This is a genomic window from Prosthecomicrobium pneumaticum (genome assembly GCF_014199915.1).
GTDB classification, from domain to species: Bacteria; Pseudomonadota; Alphaproteobacteria; order Rhizobiales; family Kaistiaceae; genus Prosthecomicrobium; species Prosthecomicrobium pneumaticum.
In genome coordinates, this window is record NZ_JACHOO010000002.1 from 181,497 (window position 1) to 203,540 (window position 22,044).

Below are 22,044 nucleotides of genomic sequence, written 5' to 3' on the forward strand. Positions count from 1 at the left end.
GGCCTGCGATGCCAAGGCCGAAAGCCCTCTCCCGCGAGCGGGAGAGGGGAATGCCCGGCCGCCGATCTCGATAGTCGGGGAGCTTCGCCGCGCCCCGGCAAACACTCGCCCTCGACCAGCGGAACACCCGATGAAGCGCCCCGATCCCGCCGTTCTGCTGCTCACACCGGCGCTCCTATTGACCGGCGTCGTGTTCCTCGCGCCGTTCGGTCTGCTCGTCGCGACCGGGTTCTGGTCCCAGCCGAAGGGCTCGCTGATCGTCGAGCGGAGCTTCACGCTCGACAATTACGTCCGCATCGCGGCCGACCTCTATTACTGGCGCGGCCTCGGCCGGACGCTCGGCCTGAGCGCGGCGACCACGATCCTCTGCCTCCTCATCGGCTTTCCCGTCGCGCAGTGGCTGGTGCGCCGCGCACGACGCACGCGCGCCCTCGTCACCGCGCTCATCCTGGTGCCGCTCGTCTGCGGCGCGCTGCTGCCGACGCTCGGCCTCGTCAACATCCTCGGCACGCTCGGCGTCCTCAATGGAACGCTGAAGGCGCTCGGCCTGATCGACCGGTCGATCCCCTTCCTCGGCAACGATTCCGGCATCCTGATCGGCCTCGTGCAATCCTTCCTGCCGCTGATGATCCTGCCGCTCGCCACCGTGCTCGACCGGTTGCCCGTGAGCCTCGAGGAGGCGGCGATGTCGCTCGGGGCGACGCGACCGAAGGTCTGGCGCCGGGTGATCCTGCCGCTCGCCGCGCCCGGCATGCTCGCCGGTGCGCTGCTCGTCTTCTGCGCCGCGCTCACCTCCTTCGTGACGCCGCAGATCCTCGGCCAGGGCAAGGTCGCGACCTTCGCGACGATCGCCTATCAGCAGGCGGCGCTGGTGCTCGACTGGCCCTTCGCCTCGGCGCTCGCCGTCGTCATGCTCGCGCTGATCGGCGCCGCCGGTCTCCTCGTCGCGCTCGGCCGGCGCGCCCTTCTCGCCGCGGAGCGGGCGCCGTGATCGCCGGGCAGAGCCGCGGGCGCGGCCTCCTCTGGGACGCCTTCACGGTGCTCGTCATCCTCGCCGTGCTCTCGCCGATCGCCGTGCTGATCTTCTCCGCCTTCAATGACGGCCGGGCCTTCCGCTTTCCCCCGCAGGCCTATTCGCTGCGCTGGTTCGAGGCGGCCTTCGCGAGCGCGGAATACCGCTCCTCGCTCGCCAGCAGCACGCTGATCGGCATGATCGCCGCGGCGCTCTCGGTAGTCATCGGCACCATGGCGGCGCTGCCGCTCGCGCGCGGCGCCGTGCGCCGCCGTCGCGCGATCGAGCTCCTGCTCCTCGCGCCGCTCACCCTGCCGCTCATCGTCTGGTCGATCGCGCTCCTGCAGATCTACGCCTTTCTCGGCATCAACGGCTCGCTCGGCGGGCTCGTGCTCGCGCACGCGACGATCACGCTGCCCTATACGGTGCGGATCATGATCGCCGCCTTCGCGGGCATCGACCCGCATCTCGACGCGGCGGCGCGCAGCCTCGGCGCACCGCCCTTCACGGCCTTTCGCCGCGTGACGCTGCCGATCGTGCTGCCCGGCCTGCTGACGAGCGCGGCCTTCTCCTTCCTCGTCTCCTTCAACGACGTGATCGTCTCCACCTTCATCGCCGGATCGCGCTGGATCACCTTCCCGGTGCGGCTCTATTCGCAGCTGCGCAGCCAGGGCGTCGACCCGATTACGCTGGCCATCGGCGCGATGATCGTCGGCGCCATCCTCCTCGCCGTGCTCGTCGGCGAGCTCATCTCCAAACGCTGGAAGCGGACCCGCGCATGATCGAGGACTATCCCTACCGCGCCACCATGCCGAAATTCGAGAGCGACGGCGTGCCCTCGCTCACCCGATTCCGGCGCGAGACCGTCGCCCGCTATGTCGTGCTCGCGGTGCGCGACCCGCTCTGCATCTCGCCGGACGGCATGGAGGGCGATATCGGCTCCTTCCTCGATGCGCCCGAGATCGTCGCCCAGACCGGGCTCTTCACCACCGTCACCGGGACGTGGCGCAGCGTGCCGATCAGCGTCGTCTCGGGCGGCAGCGGCTCGCCCGAGGCCGAGCTCGCGCTGATGGACCTCTTCAACTTCACAGACGCCGACGCCGTGCTCAGGATCGGCGGCTGCGGCGCCTGGAGCGAAAAGGTCCGGGTCGGCGATCTCGTCATCTCGGCCGGCGCGGTGCGCGACGAGGGCATGACGAAGGCGCATGTCCGGGCCGAGTATCCGGCCGTCGCCGACCACCGTCTCGTCGGCCTGCTCGCCGCGGCGGCCGCCGATGCCGGCGCGCCGCATCATGTCGGCATCACCCGTTCGGGCGACAGCGAATATACCGGCTGGGGCCGGCCGGGGCCGGGAGGCTATCTGCAGCGCGAGCACACCGAGATCATCGACTATTGGCGCCGCGCCGGCATCCTCAACACCGACCGCGAGACCGCCGCCGTGCTCACCCTCTCCCGGCTCTACGGCCGGCGCGGCGGCTCGATCTGCTCGGTCGGCGACAATGTCGTCACCGGCGAGCCGCATCGCTCCGGTGCCGGCCATGCGGAGGCGATCCGGGTCGGGCTCGAGGCGCTCGCCCGGCTCGCCGAGGCGGATGCGCGAGAGGGACGATGAGCGACACGCCGCATCTCGCGATCGAGGGCGTCGCGAAGCGTTATCGCGGCACGCCGGCGCTCGCCGACATCGCGCTCGCCATCCGGCGCGGCGAGTTTCTCGCTCTGCTCGGGCCGTCGGGCTGCGGCAAGTCCACCCTGCTGCGCATCCTCGCCGGTCTGCTCGCCGCGGATGAGGGCCGGGTGACGCTCGACGGCGCCGACGTCACCGCGATGCCGCCCTGGCGGCGCGACATCGGCCTCGTCTTCCAGAACTATGCGCTCTTCCCGCACATGACGGTGCGCGGCAATGTCCGCTTCGGCCTCGAGATGCGCAAGATCGACCGCGCCACGGCCGACCGCATGGTCGACGAGGCGCTCGACACCGTGCGGCTCGGCGGCCTCGCCGAGCGGCGGCCGGCGGAGCTCTCCGGCGGCCAGCAGCAGCGCGTCGCGATCGCCCGCGCCATCGCGATCAAGCCGCGGCTGCTGTTGCTCGACGAGCCGCTCTCCAATCTCGATGCGGTGCTGCGGACGAGCGTGCGGGTGGAACTGCGCGAACTGCACGAGCGGACCGGCCTCACCACCATCATGGTGACGCACGATCAGGCCGAGGCGCTCACCCTCGCCGACCGGGTGGCCGTCATGTCGGCCGGCCGCGTGCTGCAGCACGGCACGCCGCGGGACGTCTACGAGACGCCGGCGACGGCCTTCGTCGCGACCTTCGTCGGCAGCCCGCCGGCGAGCCTCCTGCGCATCACGGTCGCCGCCGATGGCGGCCTGCGCCTCGGCGAACAGCCCTGGACGGCGCCCGCCGGCTTCGTCGCGGCCTGCGGCGGGGCGAAGCGCCGGCAGGTCGATCTCGCGCTGCGGCCGGAGCGGCTGCGGCTCGGTGCTCCCGACGCGCCGGGCGCGCTGCCGGCCGAGATCCGGGCGGTCGAATATCTCGGCAGCGACCGCATCGTGCATGTCGAGGCGGCCGGCCAGCGCCTGCTCGTCCGCGTCGACGGTGCCGTCGACCTCGGCGGCGGATCGGTCGGCGTGCTCCTGCCCGAGGGGCCGCCGCTCCTCTTCGACGCCGAGACCGGCGCGAGGCTTCCGGCATGACCGGCCGCGTCCATGTGCTCGGCACGGTGGTGCTCGACCGGGTCTATGAGGTCGACCGGCTGCCCGGCCATGACGAGAAGGCCTTCGCCACCGCGAGCCGCGAGGTGCTCGGCGGCCCGGCGAGCCATGTCGCCTCGGCCGTCGCCCGCTTCGGCCGGCCGGTCGCGCTCGCCACCGTGCTCGGGACGGACCCCGCCGGCGACGCCCTCGTCGCCGAACTGTCGGCGCGCGGCATCGACACGGGGGCGATCCTGCGCGACCCGCGGGCGAAGACCGGCACGACGGTGGTGATCGTCGACCACACGGGCGAGAAGGCGATCGTCATCGATCCGATCGCCGAGCCTGTGCTCGCCGGGCTCGGCCGCGGCCTCACCTTCGCGGCGGGCGACGTGCTCGCCACCCAGCTCTTCCATCCGGCCGCCGTCTCGGCCGCAGCGGAGCGGGCGCGGCAAGCCGGCGCGGCGGCGCTGCTCGACCTCGAAAGGCCGGAGATCGAGCGTTTCGGCTTCGATGCGGCCCTCGCGGCGGCGAAGGATTGCGCGGTGATCTGCACCAATGCGCAGGTGCTTTCGGCGGAGGCGGGTTCGACGGCGATCGCCGCCGCGGCCGATCTCGCCGCCCGCCTCGCCGAAGGCCGGCTCGGCGCCTGCGTGACGCTCGGCGCAGCCGGGGCGGTGATCTCTGCGGGCGGGGCGGCGCGTCACGTGCCGGCGCTCGCGGTCGCCCCGCGCGACACCACCGGCGCCGGCGACACCTTCCTCGCCGGCCTCGCCTGCGCGCTCTCGGACGGCCTCCGCCTCGACGCCGCTGCGCCGCTCGCCGCCGCGGCGGCCGGCCTCTTCCTCGCCGGCTCGCCGGCCGGCTGGGCGGCCGTCCGCGCCGCGGCCACGACGCTCGTACCCCGCCCTCTGGAGACCGCCCGATGATGCTTCCCGACACCGACCGGATCCGCGCCGTGCTGGCTGCGGCTTGCGTCGGCGATGCGCTCGGTGCGGCGACAGAGGGGATGAGCGCGGCCGAGATCCGCAGCGTCTTCGGCGGAAGGGTGACGGCGCTGACGCCGCCGCCCGAGAAGGCGCCCTTCGCCCGCGGCCTGACGCCGGGCCGGCTGACCGACGACGCGACGCAGATGCTCGCCATGGCGGAGATCCTGATCGAGACGGGCGGCGCCCCCGAGCCGTCCGACGCGGTGCGCGGCCTGCTCGCCTGGGCGGGCGATGAGGAGACCTTCGCCCGCTTCGCCGGCCCGACGACACGGATCGCCGTCGAGGCGCTGAAGCGCGGCGCGCCGGCCGCCTCGGTCGCCGACCCCGGCGTCTATTCCTGCGTCTTCGGGACCTCGAACGGCGCCGCGATGCGGGCGCCCGTCGCCGGCGCGGTGCGGCCCGGCGATCCGGAGGGCGCGGCGGAGATCGCCGCCCTCCTCGCCGCACCCACCCACGACACCCAGATCGCCTTCGCCGGCGCCGGCGCGATCGCCGCGGCGGTGGCGCACGGGCTCGGCGGCGGCGCGCCCGCCGGGATGATCGGCGCGGCGCTCGAAGGCGCCGCGGCCGGCGAGCGGATCGCCGCCCTGCGCGGCCGCGTCGTCGGCGGACCGAGCCTCGCCCGGCGGATCGCCCTCGCCGCCGAGATCGGCGCGCGGTTCCCGGGCGATGCCGAGACCGCGATGGCCGAACTGGAAGCCGTGATCGGCAATGGTGTCGCGATGGCGGAGGCGGTGCCGACCGCGCTCGGCCTCGTCGTCGCCGCCGGCTTCTCGCCCTGGGCCGCGCTCGTCGCGGCCGTGAACGGCGGCAATGACAGCGACACGATCGCCATGCTCGCCGGCGCCGTCGCCGCCGCCTATGGCGCGGACGATCTGCCCGAAGAGATCGTCCGCGACATCGAGCGGGTCAACGCGCTCGACCTGCGGGACACCGCGGCGCGCCTCGCCGAGGCGGCGCGAGGGAGGAATTGAGAATGCCGAAGAGCCGCTACTGGATCGAACTGTCGACCCGCGACATCGCCGCCCTGCCGCCCGACACGATCGCCATCCTGCCGGTCGCCGCCGTGGAGCAGCACGGCCCGCACATGCCGCTCGGCACCGACACGCTGATCAATCGCGGCATCATCGCCCGCGCGCTCGAGCAGCTCGCGCCCGATCTCTCGGTGCTCGTCCTGCCCGAGCAGGCGGTCGGCACCTCGTCGGAACACCTCTCCTATCCGGGCACGCTGTCGCATGCGCCCTCGGCGCTGATCGGCATCTGGACCACGGTGCTCGAAGGCGCGGCGCGCGCCGGCATCGGCAAGCTGTTGATCTTCAACAGCCATGGCGGCCAGGTCGGGCTCCTCCAGCCGGTCGCGCTCGACATCCGCCGCCGCCTCGGCATGCTCTGCGCCTATGCGAGCTGGTTCGACGCCGGCTATCCGCCCGGCCTGTTCTCGCCCGAGGAGGAGGCTTACGGCATCCATGGCGGCGCGATCGAGACGGCGATGATGCTGCATCTGCGGCCCGAGCTGGTCGACCGCGCGGCGCTCGCCGATTTTCCGTCGCGGGCGCTCGATTTTCGCACCGCCTTCTCCGAGCTGCAGGCCGATCCCGGCAATGGACGGCTCGGCGGCTTCGGCTGGATGGCGCAGGATCTCAACCGCTACGGCGTCAGCGGCGACGCCTCCGCCGCGACACCGGAGGCGGGCCGGCGCCTGGTCGAGCACGCGGCCGAGAAGCTCGCCACGCTGCTCTCCGAGATCGCCGGCATCGGCGCCGACTTCCTCGTCGCGGACACCTTCCTCTCGGATGGAGACTGAGCCCTCCATGCACGTCGCGATCGTCGGTGCGGCCGGCATGCTCGGCCGCAAGCTCGCCGCGGCGCTCGCCGCCGGGGTGCCGATCGGCGGGGTGGCGCCGACGCGTCTCACCCTCGTCGATGTCGTCCCCGCGCCCGCGCCCGAGCCGGCGGCCGTCCCGATCATGGTCCGAACCGCCGACATCGCCCGGCCCGAGACCGCCGCCGCGCTCATCGCCACCGCGCCCGACATCCTCTTCCACATCGCGGCGACGGCGATGGGGCAGGCGGATTCCGACTTCGCGGCGGGCTACCGGATCAATTTCGACACGACGCGCAGCCTCCTCGAGGCGATCCGGACAAGGGATGGCGGGCCGCTGCCGCGCTTCGTCTACGCCTCCTCGATCGGCGTCTATGCGCCGCCCTTCCCGGCGCTGATCCCGGACGATTTCCCCGTCCGGCCGGACAGTTCGTATGGCGTCCAGAAGGCGATGTGCGAGCTGCTGCTCGACGATTATGCCCGGCGCGGCTTCGTCGACGCCGTCGGGCTGCGCCTGCCGACGCTCGCCGTGCGGCCGGGGCCGCCGACCTTCGGCAATTCCGGCTTCTTCTCGAACATCGTCCGCGAGCCGCTCGCCGGACGGGAGGCCGTGCTGCCGGTCGCCCCGACTGTCCGCCACTGGATGGCGAGCCCGCGGTCGGCGGTCGGCTTTCTCCTCCACGCGGCGGCGCTCGACGGCGGCGTGCTCGGGGCGGAGCGGACGCTCACCCTGCCGGGGCTCTCGGTCTCGGTCGCGGAGGAGCTCGAGGCGCTCGAGCGGATCGCCGGGCCGGCGGCGTTGGCGCGCGTCCGGTTCGAGCCGGACGCGGTACTCTCCGGTGCGGCCTACCCCGCCGCTTTCGCTGCGGACCGCGCCCGCGCGCTCGGCTTCGCGCTCGCCGAGCGCAGCTTCGACGATGTGCTCCGCTTCCACATCGAGGACGATTTCGGCTGAGCGGATCTCCTCGCTACGGCGGCGCGATGTCGTCGAGCAGCGCCCGCCAGCGGGCGAGCGCGACCGGACGGTCCCATTCCCGCTCGAAGACGGCCCGCGCCCGCGCGCCCATCGCGGCGGCCCGATCGGGATGCCGGGCGAGGTCGAGCACGGTCGCGGCGAGCGCGGCGCCGTCGCCCTCGGGCGCGGTCGCGCCGCATCGATGCGCCGCGAGCAGCCTCGCGACCTCGCCGTCCGCGGCTCCGATGAAGAGGGTCGGCCGGCCGGCGGCGGCGATGCCGTAAAACTTGCTCGGCACGATCAGCCCTTCGAGGGCCGGCCGCAGCGAAACGAGATGCAGATCGGCGGCCGACAGACTTTCGGCGAGCCGCTCGCGCGGCTGATAGGGCTCGAACCGCACCGAGCCGAGCCCCTCCGCGGCGACGGCGCGGCGGAACGCCTCGTATTGCGCGCCACCGCCGATGAAGAGGAAGAGGATCGGCGGTCCGTCGGACACCGCCCGCTCGATGCGGCCGATGGCGTCGAGGAGCGTCCGGTAATCGTGGGCGCGGCCGAGATTGCCCGAATAGCCGACGACGAAGGCCTCGCCCAATCCCCAGGCCGCGCGGAGCGGATTGGCGTCCCGGTCGATCGGACGGATGAGCCGACCGTCGGCCCAGTTGGGCAGGACATGGATGCGGCCCTGCGGTACCCCGGCCGCGGCGACCCGCGCGGCCATCCGGTCACCGATCGCGACGACCGCCGCGGCACGGCGGAGCGACCGGTCGCGCAGCCGGGCGAGGAGCCGCTGTCCGGCCTTGCCGAGCCGTCCCGCGCCGATACCGAGCGCGCCGGCGACCTCGGGGAACAGATCCTGCAGCCAGTCGATCCGCCGCGCGCCGCGAAGCGCCGCGATCGGGCCGACAACGAGCGAGAGGAGCGGCGGATCGGTCTTGACGACGACGATGTCGCCGCGCCGGACGAGCCGCGCCAGCCGCCAGGCGGCGGAGAGATAGAAGGTGAGATAGTCGAGGCTGCGGCCGGCGAGGTTCGCCCGGCCGAAGCGTGAGGTCGAGACCCGGTGGACCTCGACGCCACCGACCCGCTCGACGGCGGGAAGGCGCTCCTGCGGCGCATCATAGCGCTGCCGCGAGGCGATCACGACCACCCGCCGCCCCTCGGCGGCGAGATCGAAGGCGAGCTCGGCGACAATCTGCGCCGTCGCCGCATGATCGGGAAAGAAGAAGCGGTTGAGAAAGACGACGGAAGGAATCGCACGTCACTCTTTATTATTATACGAAACAGTATATATATCTAAAATGGCGGCATTATCTCTATATATATCCTTGATCACATCATAAACCCTTTAAATATCGATAGAGTCCCATAAAGTGCGAACCATACGATGACGATCCATAGCACGATACGGATCATTGGCAAACGCGAGCAATAAACGCCGAGCGTGAGGAGAAGTTGCGGCTCGACATAGCGTTGCCATGAATATCTTTGTGCAATCAGGCTTACTGAAAACATGAAAAACATAACTATCTCAGGATAGATGGATTTTTTTCTGTAACAATCGACTCCCATCGCAATAACTATGAGACTGCCGACAAAAATTGAGAGACTCACGAGGACGATCTCGAAATGAAGGGCCGAGAGCGGCCCTTGCAGGGTCCAGACAATGGACCCGAAGCGCCCGCTGGCCGGGTCGAAGTTGAGCGGCATCGTGGCGACGCAGAGAACGGTCGTGGCGAGGCCGGCGAGTCCCACAATCAGGCTCGTTCGCGAGGCGAAGCCGAACTGACCAAGCAGCACGAGCGCGAAGGGCCACCCGATCAGTCCCGTCAGGGCGAGAATATGCGCACCCGCAACAAGGTTGGGCCCGACGGCGGACATGCCTGCGAAGCCCGGTGGCACCAATGCGCCCCAAATCGAGAGCAACAGGATGGCACCAAGCCCTGCCACAAGAAGCGGGAACGTCGCCCAGGCGAGCACCGAGAGACCAGCCCCTCCTCCTCCCCTCCGCCAACGTCGAACGAGAAGATCTGCCAACGGTGCCGCGCCGAGCAGCGCGTTGCTCTGGCGGAACAGGAGCGACAACGCCGTGAGCAAACTATAGGCACCTGCGGACGACGCGTTCCATCGCCGCGGGGGTATCAACAGCACCAGCATCCAGACGTAGAACGCCAGTGATCCCAGGTCCGTCGTAGGCCAAACCCACGAGAACAGTGGATAGCTCGATGAAAATACTGGAAGATACAATACCGTCGCAGATCCCGGCTCAAGCCTGAGCTTTGAAGCAATTCGGATTACCCCCGATAAGAAGAATACACCAAATACCGATTGGATCAGCAGCGCCGAGATGCCGTCGAACCGCAACTCTGGAAGGCGGAACAAGATGGCCACCAGTGCGAAGACAGCATGCATGCCCGGAAACATCGCAATACGGTCTGGCGGATACCCGAGATCAAAGCCATTTTGTATGAAATAGTTAATGATTGGAAAATGGGCGAACCTTGAATCCTGTGCTGCCCAGCCGCCGCCCGTTGAAAAGCCGTGAAGGCTAAAGACAATAAGGACATAGGTCAGAAGGAATCCGGCGACCGCAAAGACTGATCTCGCACGAGAAGTTGGATGGCCTTCGTTTTTCAATTCAGAGATTACCGTAAAAGGAGATTCCATATTCGCTGGGAACCCGGACGCGGCATAGAAATTAAAAAAGCGTTACGGGTGATTTCAGGACAGGCAACTAATGAATTGCCGCCAATGAACGGCAAAAAAGACCCTCGACCCGGGTATAAGCTGCATATCCTCTAGACCTCGACGCCCCCGATCCACTCCCGCGTGGGAAGGCGCTCCTGCGGCGCATCATAGCGCTGCCGCGAGGCGATCACGACCACCCGCTGCCATTCTGCGGCGAGATCGAAGTCGAGCTCGACGAGGAGCTGCGTCGTCGCCGAATGATCGGGAAAGACGAAGTGATTAAGAAAGAGAGCTATCCTCAACTTAAACGAGCCATCCTACCGGGCCCGCTCATATAAGCCCAGGCATGACCGATCATCTCGTCGAGTTCGCCGAAGCGCGGGATCCAGCCGAGTTCCCGCCGCGCGGCGCTCGCATCGGCGACGAGCGAGGGGGGATCGCCCGGACGACGCGGCGAGGCGCGCCACGGGACCGGCCGGCCGGTCACCGCTTCGACGCGATCGATGATCTGACGCACCGAGATGCCGTCACCATTGCCGAGATTGAAGGCCTTGAAGAGCCCCGGCTCGATCGCGCCGAGCGCCGCGACATGCGCGTCCGCAAGATCGCAGACATGGACGAAATCGCGGACACAGGTGCCGTCGGGGGTCGGATAATCGATGCCGAACACGTCGAGATGCGGCCGCAGCCCGGCCGCGGCGAGGAGAGCGGCCGGAATGAGATGCGTCTCGGGATCGTGGTCCTCGCCGAGTTCGCCATCCGGGTCGGACCCCGCCGCATTGAAGTAACGGAGCACGACCGCGCCGAGACCGAAGGCCGCGGCGTAGTCGGCGAGGATCCGCTCCGCCATCAGCTTCGAACGGCCATAGGGATTGATCGGCGCCTGCCGATCGTTCTCGCCGATCTTGTGATCGGCCGGACCGAAGGTGGCGCATGTCGAGGAGAACACGATCCGGCCCACCCCCGCGGCGCGCACCGCATCGAGCAGCGCGAGCAACCCCGCGACATTGTTCGCATAATAGAGGTCGGGTCGCAGGACCGATTCGCCGACATAGGCCGAGGCGGCGAAGTGCATGACGGTATCGATCCGGTGCTCGCGCAGGACCGCTTCGACCTTTATCCGGTCCGCGATGTCGCCCTCGACGAACGGACCGAACCGAACCGCCCGGCGATGGCCGGTGCGCAGATCGTCGAGCACGACGGGATGATGCCCCGCGGCCGCGAGGGCCTTGCAGGCATGCGAGCCGATGAAGCCCGCCCCGCCCGTCACAAGAATGTTCACGTCAATGCTCCCCGGGTCGTTCCTCGGCCGCCGTGCGGTCACCGAGCGTCGCTTCCAGAACGAAGATCGCGGTCATTCCCTCATAGACGGAGAGCATGAACGCATAGGCAAGCCCGGCCCGGCCGTCCCGAAAACCCTGCCGGACCACATAGACATAGAAGAAGCGAAGCAACGGCCGCAGCAGGACGGGCACCCGCGCGGCGAGCCGCTTGACGGCGCGGCGGCGGCCGACCGCCCCGCCGGCCGCCGCGCTCCCGCCAGCGGCGGCACGATCGGCCAGGATGAGCCGGGCCTCGTCCCGCGCATAGCGGACATGCTTGTTCAGCCATGAGAAGAGCCCGTGCGAAAAGGAGTAGTGCAGGTAGGGCACATCGAAGGTGCCGACCCGCGAAGGCGGCACCGCCTCGCGCTGGCCGTGTCCGACCTGGACGAAGCGCAACCGGTCCCGATGGCCGAGCCGGACCTGATAGCTCGGATAGGAGCCGGCATATTTCAGCCAGCGACCGAACAGCATCATCTTCGACGGAACGAAATAGCCGTCGAGGGTCTCACCGGCCTCCAGCGCATCGAGCGCGCGCCGAAATTCCTCGGTGACGATCTCGTCGGCATCGAGATGCAACACCCATTCATGGCGAAAGGCCGCGTGGTCGAGACCCCAGTTTCTCTGCCCGGCGAAGTCGTCGAAGGGCCTCTGCAAGACGCGGACGCCACGCGCCCGCGCGACCTCGACGCTCCGGTCGAGGCTTCCCGAATCCACAAGGACGATGTCGTCACACCATTCCAGGGCGTCGAGACAGGCCGGGAGGTTCTTCTCCTCGTTGAAGGCGAGCAGCAAGACCGAGACCTTCACGACGCGCACTCCCGGGGGGCTCGGCATCGCCCGTGCAGAGCGCCGTCCTTCCAGACCGGAGGACTCATCGCACACCGATTGGCCGGGCCGGATTGCCGGCCACGACCGTCCGCTCCGCGACGTCCCTCACTACGACGGCGCGCGCGCCGACCACGGCGCCTCGGCCCACCGTGACGCCGGGCCCGATGAAGGCATCGGCGCAAAGCCATGCTTCCTCGCCGACGGCGATCGGCGGCTTCAGCAAGGGCATGTCGGGCCGCCGGAAGTCATGGCTGCCGGCGCACAGATGGACGTGCTGCGAGATCGTCGCCCGGGCGCCGATGGTGATCGGGCCGAGGCTGTAGAGAACGACCCGGTCGCCGATCCCGACCTCGTCGCCGACCGTGAGGGTCCAGGGGATCGTGATCCGCACCGTCGGATGGATGTGCACCGCACGCCCGATCCGCGCGCCGAAGAGACGGAGCACGCCCCGCCGCCAGGCCCAGAAGGGCCGCGGGGCTATGCGGAACAGGAGAACACCGACCGTCTCCCACGCGAGCCGCCCGGCGAGCGCCCTGCGGCTCCACTTGCGGGCGCGGCGGTTCGCGGCGATGTCGAGCGTCTCCCGCACTTCCGTCACGGCTCCTCCGATCGCAACAACGCACGCGCGCCACCCGACGCTTCAGTCGAACCACACGCAGTCGGGGGGCGCGCCACCTTCGAGCATCCAGCGATAGACGGCCTCGAACTCGCCGGCAATTCGCGCCCATGAGAAGTCGCGCGCCATCCAGGCGCGGCCGCGCGCGCCCATGGCGCGCCGCTCCGCCTCGGGCAGGGCCATGGCCGCGCGGAACGTGGCGGCGAGCGGCTCCGGGCCGTGATCGATCCACCAGCCGCAACGTTCCTCGACGAGGCCGCGCCAGGGCGCCCCTTTCGTCGCGATCACCGGCACTTCGGCGGCGAGCGCCTCGGCGACGGTCATCGCGAAGTTCTCGTTGAGGGTCGGCAACGCAAAGAGCGCCGCTCCCGCGAGCGCGGCCTGCTTCTCGGCGCCATAGGCCGGCCCTTCGATCGATACGCGCGTCAGGCCGAGTTCGGCGGCGAGCCGGCGGAGCGCCTCGTCATGGCCCTCTTCAGCAGGACCGACGATCCGGAGCCGCCAGTCCGGAAATTCCGTCTCGACGAGCGCCCAGGCGCGGACCAGCCGATCGAGCCCCTTCTTGGGATGCACCCGGCCGAGCGACAGCACCTCCTTCACCCCCCCTGCGCCCGCCTGCCGCCGCACGCGCTCCGGCAGATCGATGCCGTTCGGGATCACCGCGACGGGCTGGCGAAGGCCGGCCGCCCGGATCTCCTCATATTCGGACGGAGCGGTAGCGTGCAGACAGTCCGCAGCCGCGAGCGCCGCCCGCTGCCACCAATGCCAGACGAGTTGCTTTTTCCGGCGCGAGATCCGGAGCGCCTCGGCGCCGAGCATGCCGCGCGGCGCGTGAATGAGCCGGGCCTTGCTCTCCGCCCGGCGCCGCGCCTCAGCCGGATAGCGGTTCGGCATCAGCCAGAGCCCGTGGCTGTGGAGAACGACGGGCCGATGCGACGCGTCGAACGCGAACCGGCGCATCGCGGGCGAGGCACAGAACCGGCGCATAGGGCCTGTGCCGAGCGGATGGCTCACCCCCTCGCCGGCGCCTCCTCCGGCATCGCGCCAACCCGCGACGGAGTGGATGTCGGCGTCGAGGCCGGCGCGCCGAAGCGCCGCCGCCAAGCCCACCACGCTGTAGGACGGCCCAGCCCCGGGATCGCGCACGGAAGCGAGGAAATGAACCGAGGCGGGACCGGGCATCCGATGCGGCCTTACCGACCCAGCGCCGGCCGGCGGGGCCCACGGAAGATCCGGCCGCCGAACGCCATCCGCAGCACGCGCGGCGCCAGCACGCGCTGGATGAGCAGGGTGGCGATGAAGGTCGTCAGCATCGAACCGACGAGCTTGACGAGAGCGCGCTCGAAGAACAGGGCGGGCATAACCGCTACCGCGGCCAGCGACAAGCTCAAAATTAAAGGTATCTTTCTGTAGTTCAGCAACACAGAAATCGAACGCCCCATCGCCCAGCCCAAGAGGCCGACTATAGGAAGCGCACCAAAAACGCCAAAATCTGTATAAATTTCGCCGAGATACCCAATACTAATGGACGTATTTATTGTGTCGGAAAATCGAAGTCCGGTGTATTGTTCCGTAACAATAGTATCGTTTGGCAGAGGCGGCTTTCCAGGAAAGAGGAATCGGGGCGTTAGAATATGCGAGATGGCCGCAGCGAGACGCTCCCCATTACCATAAGGTTTGACCTGAGGAACATACTCCATTGTACTCGCAAGAAAATCAATATAGGATAGACGATCAACAAGAGCCGAGAAGCCATCTGAGAACCTCTCGGAATCAAAAGAGCTAATCATAGAGGCCATATACTCGATCCGCTTATCGAGAGGCTGAACGACCACTTGAGCACCCGATCCTGCATTGAGGAACGTGCGATACTCGCCTTTTACCGCATTCCAGAAGACACCGAGGCAAATCAAAGAGATGGCAGCGATCGCCGAAAGAGACAGCGTCGCCAAGCTGAGTTTCGGTTTTGCCGAGGCCGCTGCCACAGCGAAAGTGAACACGACCATCTTGAAGTCGGAGAAAAACCCGGTCATCCCGAAAGCTGTTTCGACGAGAACCACCGCGCTCAGGAGCCCAAGGCGACGCCCCGTCGCCACGCACCAGAAGGTCAGGACGAAGACCCCGGCCAAGCGCAGATTCGCGAAAGCAAGAAACAGCTGCCCCAGCCCCCCGGCATAGGCGGTGCTCATGTCGGCCGCATGGCCTCCGGCGATTGCAGCAAGCGAGGCGCCAATCACCCGACGCGGCTGCCAGCGTTGTGCCTCGGCCAGCAGCCTGCGCTGTACGTCGCCCGGCCGGAGACCAAGTCCCAATCGCATGCCGACGGCCAGCGCCGCTATGCCAGCAAGCGCGAACCACGCCGCAGACACCAAGTCAGCGCCAATTCGCGGCAGGTCGTTCAACTCCACGCCGAAGACGGCCGTCTGGATCGGTTTGATCGCGACCGACAGCCATTGCATTGCGACGGGAAGGAGCAGGACGGGTACGTCCCGCGGTGTCCAGAGAAGCAATATGCTTCCGGCCAGCACAGCGCCCGTCGCAAAGACGAGCAGGGAATTGGGGCTCATCAGGGCCGCGATCGAGCCGGCAGCGATGACGAGCACTACGATGAACCGGGACGCTAGCATGGGCCCCACTTCGACGATCGACGGCCGCTCGCCCGCCACTCAGACATGGTGAAAGCCCTTCAAGCATACCAGAGGCCCGCCCCGGCAGCCACTGACCATTCTACGACCGAAGTCCGGACAGGCGCGGGCGGTTGTGGCGCACCGCCTCAAGTCTCCGCCGCGCCCGCGGCCGCGATGATGCCATCGGCGGCGGCGTCGATCGAGAACCGTGCCGATACGGCATCGATGGCGCTTCGTGACGGAGGCGTCGCGCAGAGCGCTGCCAGGGCGGCCGCGAGCGCACCCGTATCGCCGAGCGGGAAAGTGCGGCCGACCAGCCCGTCGGCGGCGAGATCGGGCGCACAGCCGACCGCCTCCGAGACGACGATCGGGCAGCCGGAGGCGAGCGCCTCGTTGCAGACGAGGCCCCAGCTCTCGCGGCCGTCCGAGGGCAGGACGAGGGCGTCGGCGGCCGCATAGGCCTCCGGCATCTCCGTCTGATTGCGGAAGCCGAGCGGATGGATCGGAACCCCGGCCTCGGCCGCGCGCGCCCGCAGCAGCGGTTCGAGCGGCCCCGCGCCCGCGACGAGAAGTGCCGCGTCGATGCCCCGGCGTCGCAACAAGGCGATCGCATCGACGGCATCGAGCGGCCGCTTGAAGTCGACGAGCTTGCCGGCGAAGAGGACGAGACGGGCCGCCTCGCCCACCCCGAGCCGCGCCCTCAGGCGGTGGCGCGCCTCCACCGTCGCCGCCCGGCCGAACCGCTCGGTATCGACGCAGTGCGGCGACCGGAACAGCCGCTCGGACGGATAGCGATAGTGTTCGTAATAGGCCTTGTTCCGGGCGCCGACGAAGAGCGCGGCATCGAAGATGCGCAGCAACGGCGGATAGCCGACCGCCTTCGCGACCCGCTTCAGCCGCGAGCGCGGCGTGTCGAGATGGCTGTCGCCGCGCACCATCACCCGCATGCCGGCGCGCTTCGCCGCGACAATCCCCTGCAGCATCGACTTCAGGTGCCAGCCGAGCGCCAGGACGACATCGAAGCGGCCGTCTCGCAAGGCGGCACCGATCTCCGGCGTGTCGCAGCCGGCGAACCGGGCAGCGCTCGGCTCCGATGCGACGTTGCGCAGGAAGGAGTGCGGGTAGCCGGCGGTGAGATCGATGTCCCAGTCGAAGGCCGCGCCGAAGCCGGCGGCGGCCTGCTGCTCGGGCGTCGCCCGATGGGCGAAGAAGACGTGCAGATCGAGGCGATGCGCCAAGGCGCGGAAAAGCGGCGCATAGTACTGGATCGGGTGCGACGAAAGCACGGCGAGCCGCACGTTAGAGGCTCCGGCCGATGATCGTCGCCCCCCGCCCCTCACGACGCCGCCTCGAACACGGCCGCGAACCGGCCGGCGACGGCATGTGCCGAGTAGGGCGCGTAAGCCGCCGGGTCGACCTGCCCAAAACGCCCCGGCGCCTCGACGAGATCGAGGAGCGTCGCGCCGAGAGCGGGCACGAGGCCGGGAAGCGCGGCCGGATCGGAGAAGCCGAAGGCGGCACCACCGCCGGCCTCCGTCAGGATCGCATGCGCGCTCGAGCGGGCGTGAAAGATCGAAAGCCAGGGCCGGCCCGACATCAGGCCGGGATAGATCTTCGAGGCGGTGTAGTGCGGCTCGTCCGATCCGAGCATCATCACCCCGTCCGACCGGGCGAGCAACGTGAGCGCGTCGACGAAGGGCACACGCGCCGGGTGTTCCCGGACGAGTGCGGCGACGCCCTCCTCCTCGGCCAGGCGGGCGACGCGATGGGCCGGCGATCCCGTGGCGGTGCCGGCAGGCTGGTTGCTCGTTCCCACGAAGACGAGACGGAGCCGCTCCGCCGCTGCGGGATGGTGCGCGGCGAGCCAGCCGACCGCGCGGAACAGCGTCCGCATCACGGCGCCGCCATGCGGCAGGAAGGTTCCGACATAGCAGAGGTTGATACGGCCGGGCTCGAGAAGCGCGTCCGCCGCGCCGGCCGGCGCGGCCCGCAGCGCCGCGAAATCCTCGGCGTCGCCGCCGATCGGAATGGCGGTCATGCGGCGCGCGTCGAGCCAGGGATAGCGGGCGGCCATCTCGGCGTTCTGCGTCTCCGAGACCGAGGTGATCCACGCGGCGGCCTTGACCGCCCGCGGCTCGAGCGCGACGGCGAGCTGGTGCGCGAGGCGTCCCTTCGACGGCCAAGGCCGGGTGGCGCCGTCCGCCGAAACCCAGGGGTCCTGAAAATCGAGCACGACGGGCAGGCGGAGCCTCCGCCGGATACCGGCTGCGAGCAGCATCGGATAATAGGGCGAGCCGGTGATCAGAACGAGCTGCGCCTCGAAGCGCGCGGCGGCCTCGGCGAGCGCCCGGCCGAAGAAGGGATAGCCGCGCAGGCCGATGTCGCCGATGCCCGCGAACCGCGCGAGCCGCGCCGGGACGGCGCCGGTGCGGATCTGCTCGACCGTCTCCGGCACGAGCGCCGCCAAGGCCCGGTCGGGCACCTCGGGATAGTGCCGCTCGTCCACCCGCACGATGATCGGCCGCCAGCCATGCGCCGGCAGATGTTTGGCGAGATGCCGCGCGCGGTGGACGCCGGCGAGCGAGGACGGCGGGAAATGCGGCGACAGGATGAGCACGGTCTTCACGGGGCGCCGCGCAGAGCCTTGTCGACCACGGCGAGCAGAACGGACTGCTCCTCCTCCCAGCTGAAGCGGCCCTGGCCCAGTTCCCAGGCGCGGCGGCGTCCATTGTTCAGGACGATATCCCCGACATTTCTATCCTTCCGACTTGGCAAGATTCTGAACAGGATTTCTAAGACCGCCATCATGAGTCAATTCATGAAAAATCTCCGACATCCTGCAATGTATTTCTTCACCATCCCAATTCGACATTGATCATTATGCCAAAGCGATCAGCCCCCCAATAATCTAAACAACACTAGATGTCGAAAGCGTCCATCATAAATCTTTGAAATTGCACAGCGTTTTCCATTATGCTCGGTGTTGATTCAGCGGCGCGCCCTAGGTCTCGGCGGACGCCGGCGAGCACATCGCGATCTTCCAGCGACTTCATCGCTCGGATGAAACTCTCTGGTTGGTCGGCGGTGAGGATAGCTCCCTGTCGGTATAGGTATCCTCGCCGCCCCACCGTCGTTGTAACGATCGGTATATGCCATCCGAGCGCGACGGCAAGCTTGGTGCTACAGCCACGTCCTTGGCAAAAGATCGGATTGAGTAAGGCCGTCCAAGAGGATACCTCGCATCTGACTGCTTCCTCGTCGAGCGGCCCCAAATAGGTGACGCTGGCAAAGCGCTCCGTTAACCAAGCGCCCAACCGCTCGGGACCGCCGACCACCCGCACGTCGGGCCTCCAGGTCTTCGAAGCTTCGAGCGCCTCTAGGACGGATACTAGTCCCGCAAGATTAGGGGCATGATCCAATGTGCCGAGGAAACCATATCGCTTCGGCACCGGAATCCAGTCCAGCGGATCGAACACGACCGTGCGGGGGATCCAGACTACATGCGAAACGCCGAGCCAGCGCTCGAAATCGGCGTCGAAGGGCGAAAGGCAGACGGCCGCTCGAATTCCTTCCCGCGCTGCGATCTCATCAGACAGGACATTGTGCACGGCCCGAATCGGCGACGGTCTCAGACGCCCCGAGAGTGGAAGCTTTCGAACAACCCGAACATGATTGAGCAGATCAGTAACTTCTGCACCATGAGACAGAAGAACGATCTTCCTACGCAGATCAGCAAACGCCTCGCCTCGGATCGAACCCGCCAGATTGACTTGATTAAGGAAAACAAAGTCCGCATGCTGCGCAGCTTCGACAATTTTAAATAAATCTTCTGGCGATATACTCCCCTGATAAGGCGAGGTCCGGATCAGCCGCCTGAGCCTGACGCCAAACCGGATATCTATATCGACAGGAATAACCGTCACATCAATGTTGGCCGCGGCCAGCAAACGAATATATTCGCGCGTCGCAACCTGCACACCCCCCGGGGAATCGGCAAGGAACCGATGATTGGACACAAACAACCCTCGGAGAGGGCGCGTCTCTCTGGTTAGAACCGCATCGGCGGCGCCCCTAGGCGCGAAACGCGACGCTCTAGTGTGCACGATGGGTAATGACACAAGAACCTTCAGATCTCAATCAATCCACGATCGTCGCGCCGCCCCAGGCCCGCTTGGATGGCCCCATAGAGCGCGGCGCGATAATCCCGCCACTGCCAGTTCCGCGCCGTCTCGAGCGCCTCTCGCCTCATCGCCGCCAGCCGGCGCCGATTGTCGAGGCACCACTGCAACGCTGCGGCGATCGCCGCGGCGTCCCCGGCGGGAATGATGAGCCCGTTGACCTCGTGCCGGACGAGATCGCTCGCGCCCGCCTGATCGGTGGTGATCACCGGGACCCCGCGGGAGAAGGCCTCCGTCACCACCATGCCGAAGCCGTCCGACAGCGTCGGGAACATCAGCACGTCCGCGGCGTCATAGGCCGCGAAGAGCCGCGTCTGGGGGACCGAACCGTGGAACGTCATTCCCTCGGGCGCCGGGCGCCACAGGTTCTCCGGCAGGGCCTGCGCGCCGAACACGTCCGCCTCGATGGCCCGGCCGGCGTCGAGCCGACGCCAGGCGTCGATGAAGAGATGCGCGGCCTTGCGGATCGAGAAGGTTCCCGCCCAGATCACCCGGAGCGGCCCGTCGGCGCCCGTCCGCGCCCGCCCTTCGACGACAGGCGGCGCGCCATAGGGAACGGCAAAGGTGCGCGCCGGGTCGGCGCCGCCGGCGATATGGGAAGCCCGCGTCACGGACGAGTTGGTAATGACGACGTCGGCCGACCGCATCTCGGCGTCGCGGCGGGACTGGCGGGTTTCGAAGAGGGTCTCGAAGTAGCCGTCGAGCGGCGACGCCAGTTCCGGATGGATCGCCTTCTGAACGCGCTGCAACTCCTGATAGGCGCGGCTGTTCAAGGACGGGAAGTCGAGGATCTTGGCGAGCCCCAGCCGGTCTGCGGCCTCGAAGGCCTCGAGCGCGGTATACTCATAGGCATAGACGGCCGTTCCTCCGCGCCGCAGGCGCCGCCCTGCGGCCGCGGCGAAACGGCGGGACTGGAGATCCCAGATGCGGTCGACCGTCCGGCGATCGAGCCGCCCCTTGTCCGCCAGCGTGCGCAGCACCTCCCAGAAGGCCGCCGTCTCCACCCGATCGCGCGGGACCGCGGTCACCGAGCGGCGCGCGAGTTCACGGAGCAATCGACCTCCCAAGCGGTCGGGCAGCATCTTCAGCAAGCGCGCGAACGTGCCGCTGGGGTCGAAGGCGAAGCTGGTCAGATAGGCCTCGAGCGCGTCACGCTCCGCAAAGGCGAGCGCCGCTTGCTGGCCGAACATCGCCGTCGACGGAAAGGCGACGAGCGCCCTTACCGCAAGCCTCTGCCGAGGCCCGGGAAGGCCCTCGCGGACCATAGGGGATGCTGCAGCGGACACCCGGCTATCCATGGCGCACCGCCGCACGATAAACCGCCTCATAGGCATCGACCACCACGGTCTCGCTGTAGCGCGTCTCGGCGGCCAGGCGGCAGGCGGCACGGTCGATCTCCGCCAGACGGGCGACCGCGCCGACCAGGCCGTCGACGCCGTCGCGCACGAAGCCCGTGACGCCGTCGTCGACGACCTCCGGCACCGATCCGCGGCGCAGGCCGAGCACCGGCGTGCCGCAGGCGAGCGCCTCCGCCATCACGATGCCGAACGGCTCGTCCCAGAGGATCGGCATCAGGAAGGCCGCGGCCGAACCGAGAAGTGCGCTCTTTTGCGCGTCGTCGACCGGCCCGACATAGGCGACGGCCGCGCCATCGACATGCGGAAAGACATGCGCCTGCGCCCAGGCACGATGGGCGTCGGGGACGTTGCCGGCGATGACCAGCCGGCGGCCGGCGCGCCTGGCGATCTCGATGGCGAGGTGGGGTCCCTTGATCGCCTCGACCCGGCCGAGAAAGACGAGCGGCGCGTCGTCGGGCACGCGCGGCACGAAATCATAGGTCGAAAGCGGCACCCCGTTCGGCACGACGCTCCAGCGCCCGAGCGACCGCACGGGCCGGATCATCGCCTCGCTCACCGCGGTGAAGCCGAGCGTTCCACGCGACAGGGCGGTTCCGAAGCGGATGGTTCTGGGGGCGACCGGTCGCTGATAGGTCATCAGCTTCGGGATCGACAGCGGCAGGAGCGGCGCGAGATAGGCGACGCGGGAGAAGCTGTGCACGAGATCGAACCGCCCCCGCAGCACTTCGCCGGCGAGAACGGCCGCGTTCCGGACCGTGTCGACACGGGACCGACTGTCGGCGCCCGGCCAAGGCACGAGCCGCCCTGCCGATCTGGAATTCCGATCAGCGAACAGGACGACTTCATGTCCCCGCGCGACGAGCCCCCGCGCGAGCAGGTCCACCACCCGCTCGATGCCGCCATAATGGACCGGCGGGACGGGGAGCTCCGGATCGGCGGTGAGGACGATCTTCAT

22 protein-coding genes are annotated in these 22,044 nt (G+C 68.6%); 8 read left to right on the plus strand and 14 right to left on the minus strand.

Going from position 1 to position 22,044, the window contains the following annotated elements; all coding sequences use genetic code 11:
• Positions 1–130: 130 nt before the first annotated feature.
• The 8 genes from GGQ63_RS04485 to GGQ63_RS04520 are packed head-to-tail and all read left to right on the plus strand — an operon-like array spanning position 131 to position 7,472.
• A complete protein-coding gene (locus GGQ63_RS04485; protein WP_183852994.1) occupies positions 131–991 on the plus strand; it encodes an ABC transporter permease in 861 nt (286 codons plus the stop codon).
• The gene (locus GGQ63_RS04490; protein ID WP_183852996.1) at positions 988–1,794 is read left to right on the plus strand and encodes an ABC transporter permease subunit; all 807 of its coding nucleotides are present in this window, start codon (positions 988–990) and stop codon (positions 1,792–1,794) included. The genes GGQ63_RS04485 and GGQ63_RS04490 overlap by 4 nt, the downstream gene beginning before the upstream one ends.
• Positions 1,791–2,624, plus strand: coding sequence for a nucleoside phosphorylase (locus GGQ63_RS04495; RefSeq protein WP_183852998.1), 834 nt, complete (start codon positions 1,791–1,793; stop codon positions 2,622–2,624). The genes GGQ63_RS04490 and GGQ63_RS04495 overlap by 4 nt, the downstream gene beginning before the upstream one ends.
• Positions 2,621–3,709 (plus strand): ABC transporter ATP-binding protein, encoded by a 1,089-nt coding sequence (locus tag GGQ63_RS04500; RefSeq protein WP_183853000.1) that lies wholly within the window; start codon positions 2,621–2,623, stop codon positions 3,707–3,709. Before GGQ63_RS04495 ends, GGQ63_RS04500 begins: the two co-directional genes overlap by 4 nt.
• The gene (locus tag GGQ63_RS04505) at positions 3,706–4,635 is read left to right on the plus strand and encodes a carbohydrate kinase family protein (protein WP_183853003.1); all 930 of its coding nucleotides are present in this window, start codon (positions 3,706–3,708) and stop codon (positions 4,633–4,635) included. The genes GGQ63_RS04500 and GGQ63_RS04505 overlap by 4 nt, the downstream gene beginning before the upstream one ends.
• On the plus strand, positions 4,632–5,669 hold the full coding sequence (locus GGQ63_RS04510) for an ADP-ribosylglycohydrolase family protein (RefSeq protein ID WP_183853005.1): 1,038 nt from the start codon (positions 4,632–4,634) through the stop codon (positions 5,667–5,669). The genes GGQ63_RS04505 and GGQ63_RS04510 overlap by 4 nt, the downstream gene beginning before the upstream one ends.
• Positions 5,670–5,671: 2 nt before the next feature.
• Entirely contained in the window at positions 5,672–6,499 is an 828-nt protein-coding gene (locus GGQ63_RS04515) for a creatininase family protein (protein ID WP_183853007.1), read from the plus strand.
• A gap of 7 nt (positions 6,500–6,506) precedes the next feature.
• On the plus strand, positions 6,507–7,472 hold the full coding sequence (locus GGQ63_RS04520; protein ID WP_183853009.1) for an NAD-dependent epimerase/dehydratase family protein: 966 nt from the start codon (positions 6,507–6,509) through the stop codon (positions 7,470–7,472).
• Positions 7,473–7,485: 13 nt separating this feature from the next.
• On the opposite strand, the gene GGQ63_RS04525 is transcribed toward GGQ63_RS04520, so the two are convergent.
• From GGQ63_RS04525 to GGQ63_RS04590, 14 genes are all read right to left on the minus strand, one after another.
• Positions 7,486–8,724, minus strand: coding sequence for a glycosyltransferase (locus GGQ63_RS04525; RefSeq protein WP_183853998.1), 1,239 nt, complete (start codon positions 8,722–8,724; stop codon positions 7,486–7,488).
• Positions 8,725–8,801: 77 nt separating this feature from the next.
• Positions 8,802–10,106: a hypothetical protein gene (locus tag GGQ63_RS04530; RefSeq protein WP_183853011.1), complete on the minus strand. Its 1,305-nt coding sequence runs from the start codon at positions 10,104–10,106 to the stop codon at positions 8,802–8,804.
• Positions 10,107–10,267: 161 nt separating this feature from the next.
• The gene (locus GGQ63_RS04535) at positions 10,268–10,459 is read right to left on the minus strand and encodes a hypothetical protein (RefSeq protein ID WP_183853013.1); all 192 of its coding nucleotides are present in this window, start codon (positions 10,457–10,459) and stop codon (positions 10,268–10,270) included.
• Positions 10,456–11,439 (minus strand): UDP-glucose 4-epimerase GalE, encoded by a 984-nt coding sequence (gene galE, locus GGQ63_RS04540; protein ID WP_183853015.1) that lies wholly within the window; start codon positions 11,437–11,439, stop codon positions 10,456–10,458. Before galE ends, GGQ63_RS04535 begins: the two co-directional genes overlap by 4 nt.
• Position 11,440: 1 nt before the next feature.
• On the minus strand, positions 11,441–12,289 hold the full coding sequence (locus GGQ63_RS04545) for a glycosyltransferase (RefSeq protein WP_183853017.1): 849 nt from the start codon (positions 12,287–12,289) through the stop codon (positions 11,441–11,443).
• Positions 12,290–12,353: 64 nt separating this feature from the next.
• A complete protein-coding gene (locus tag GGQ63_RS22310; protein WP_210308385.1) occupies positions 12,354–12,908 on the minus strand; it encodes an LbetaH domain-containing protein in 555 nt (184 codons plus the stop codon).
• Between the two features lie 42 nt (positions 12,909–12,950).
• Complete coding sequence (locus tag GGQ63_RS04555; RefSeq protein ID WP_183853020.1) at positions 12,951–14,108, minus strand: glycosyltransferase; 1,158 nt, start codon at positions 14,106–14,108, stop codon at positions 12,951–12,953.
• Between the two features lie 11 nt (positions 14,109–14,119).
• On the minus strand, positions 14,120–15,529 hold the full coding sequence (locus tag GGQ63_RS04560) for a hypothetical protein (protein ID WP_183853023.1): 1,410 nt from the start codon (positions 15,527–15,529) through the stop codon (positions 14,120–14,122).
• A gap of 170 nt (positions 15,530–15,699) precedes the next feature.
• Positions 15,700–16,851 (minus strand): glycosyltransferase, encoded by a 1,152-nt coding sequence (locus tag GGQ63_RS04565; protein WP_183853025.1) that lies wholly within the window; start codon positions 16,849–16,851, stop codon positions 15,700–15,702.
• 38 nt (positions 16,852–16,889) lie between these two features.
• The gene (locus tag GGQ63_RS04570; protein WP_183853027.1) at positions 16,890–18,179 is read right to left on the minus strand and encodes a glycosyltransferase; all 1,290 of its coding nucleotides are present in this window, start codon (positions 18,177–18,179) and stop codon (positions 16,890–16,892) included.
• Positions 18,176–18,361, minus strand: coding sequence for a hypothetical protein (locus GGQ63_RS04575; protein ID WP_183853029.1), 186 nt, complete (start codon positions 18,359–18,361; stop codon positions 18,176–18,178). The genes GGQ63_RS04570 and GGQ63_RS04575 overlap by 4 nt, the downstream gene beginning before the upstream one ends.
• 110 nt (positions 18,362–18,471) lie before the next feature.
• Positions 18,472–19,569 (minus strand): glycosyltransferase, encoded by a 1,098-nt coding sequence (locus GGQ63_RS22190; protein WP_183853031.1) that lies wholly within the window; start codon positions 19,567–19,569, stop codon positions 18,472–18,474.
• A gap of 110 nt (positions 19,570–19,679) precedes the next feature.
• Positions 19,680–20,921: a glycosyltransferase family 4 protein gene (locus GGQ63_RS04585; protein ID WP_183853033.1), complete on the minus strand. Its 1,242-nt coding sequence runs from the start codon at positions 20,919–20,921 to the stop codon at positions 19,680–19,682.
• A gap of 100 nt (positions 20,922–21,021) precedes the next feature.
• Positions 21,022–22,044 (minus strand): glycosyltransferase family 4 protein, encoded by a 1,023-nt coding sequence (locus tag GGQ63_RS04590; protein ID WP_183853036.1) that lies wholly within the window; start codon positions 22,042–22,044, stop codon positions 21,022–21,024.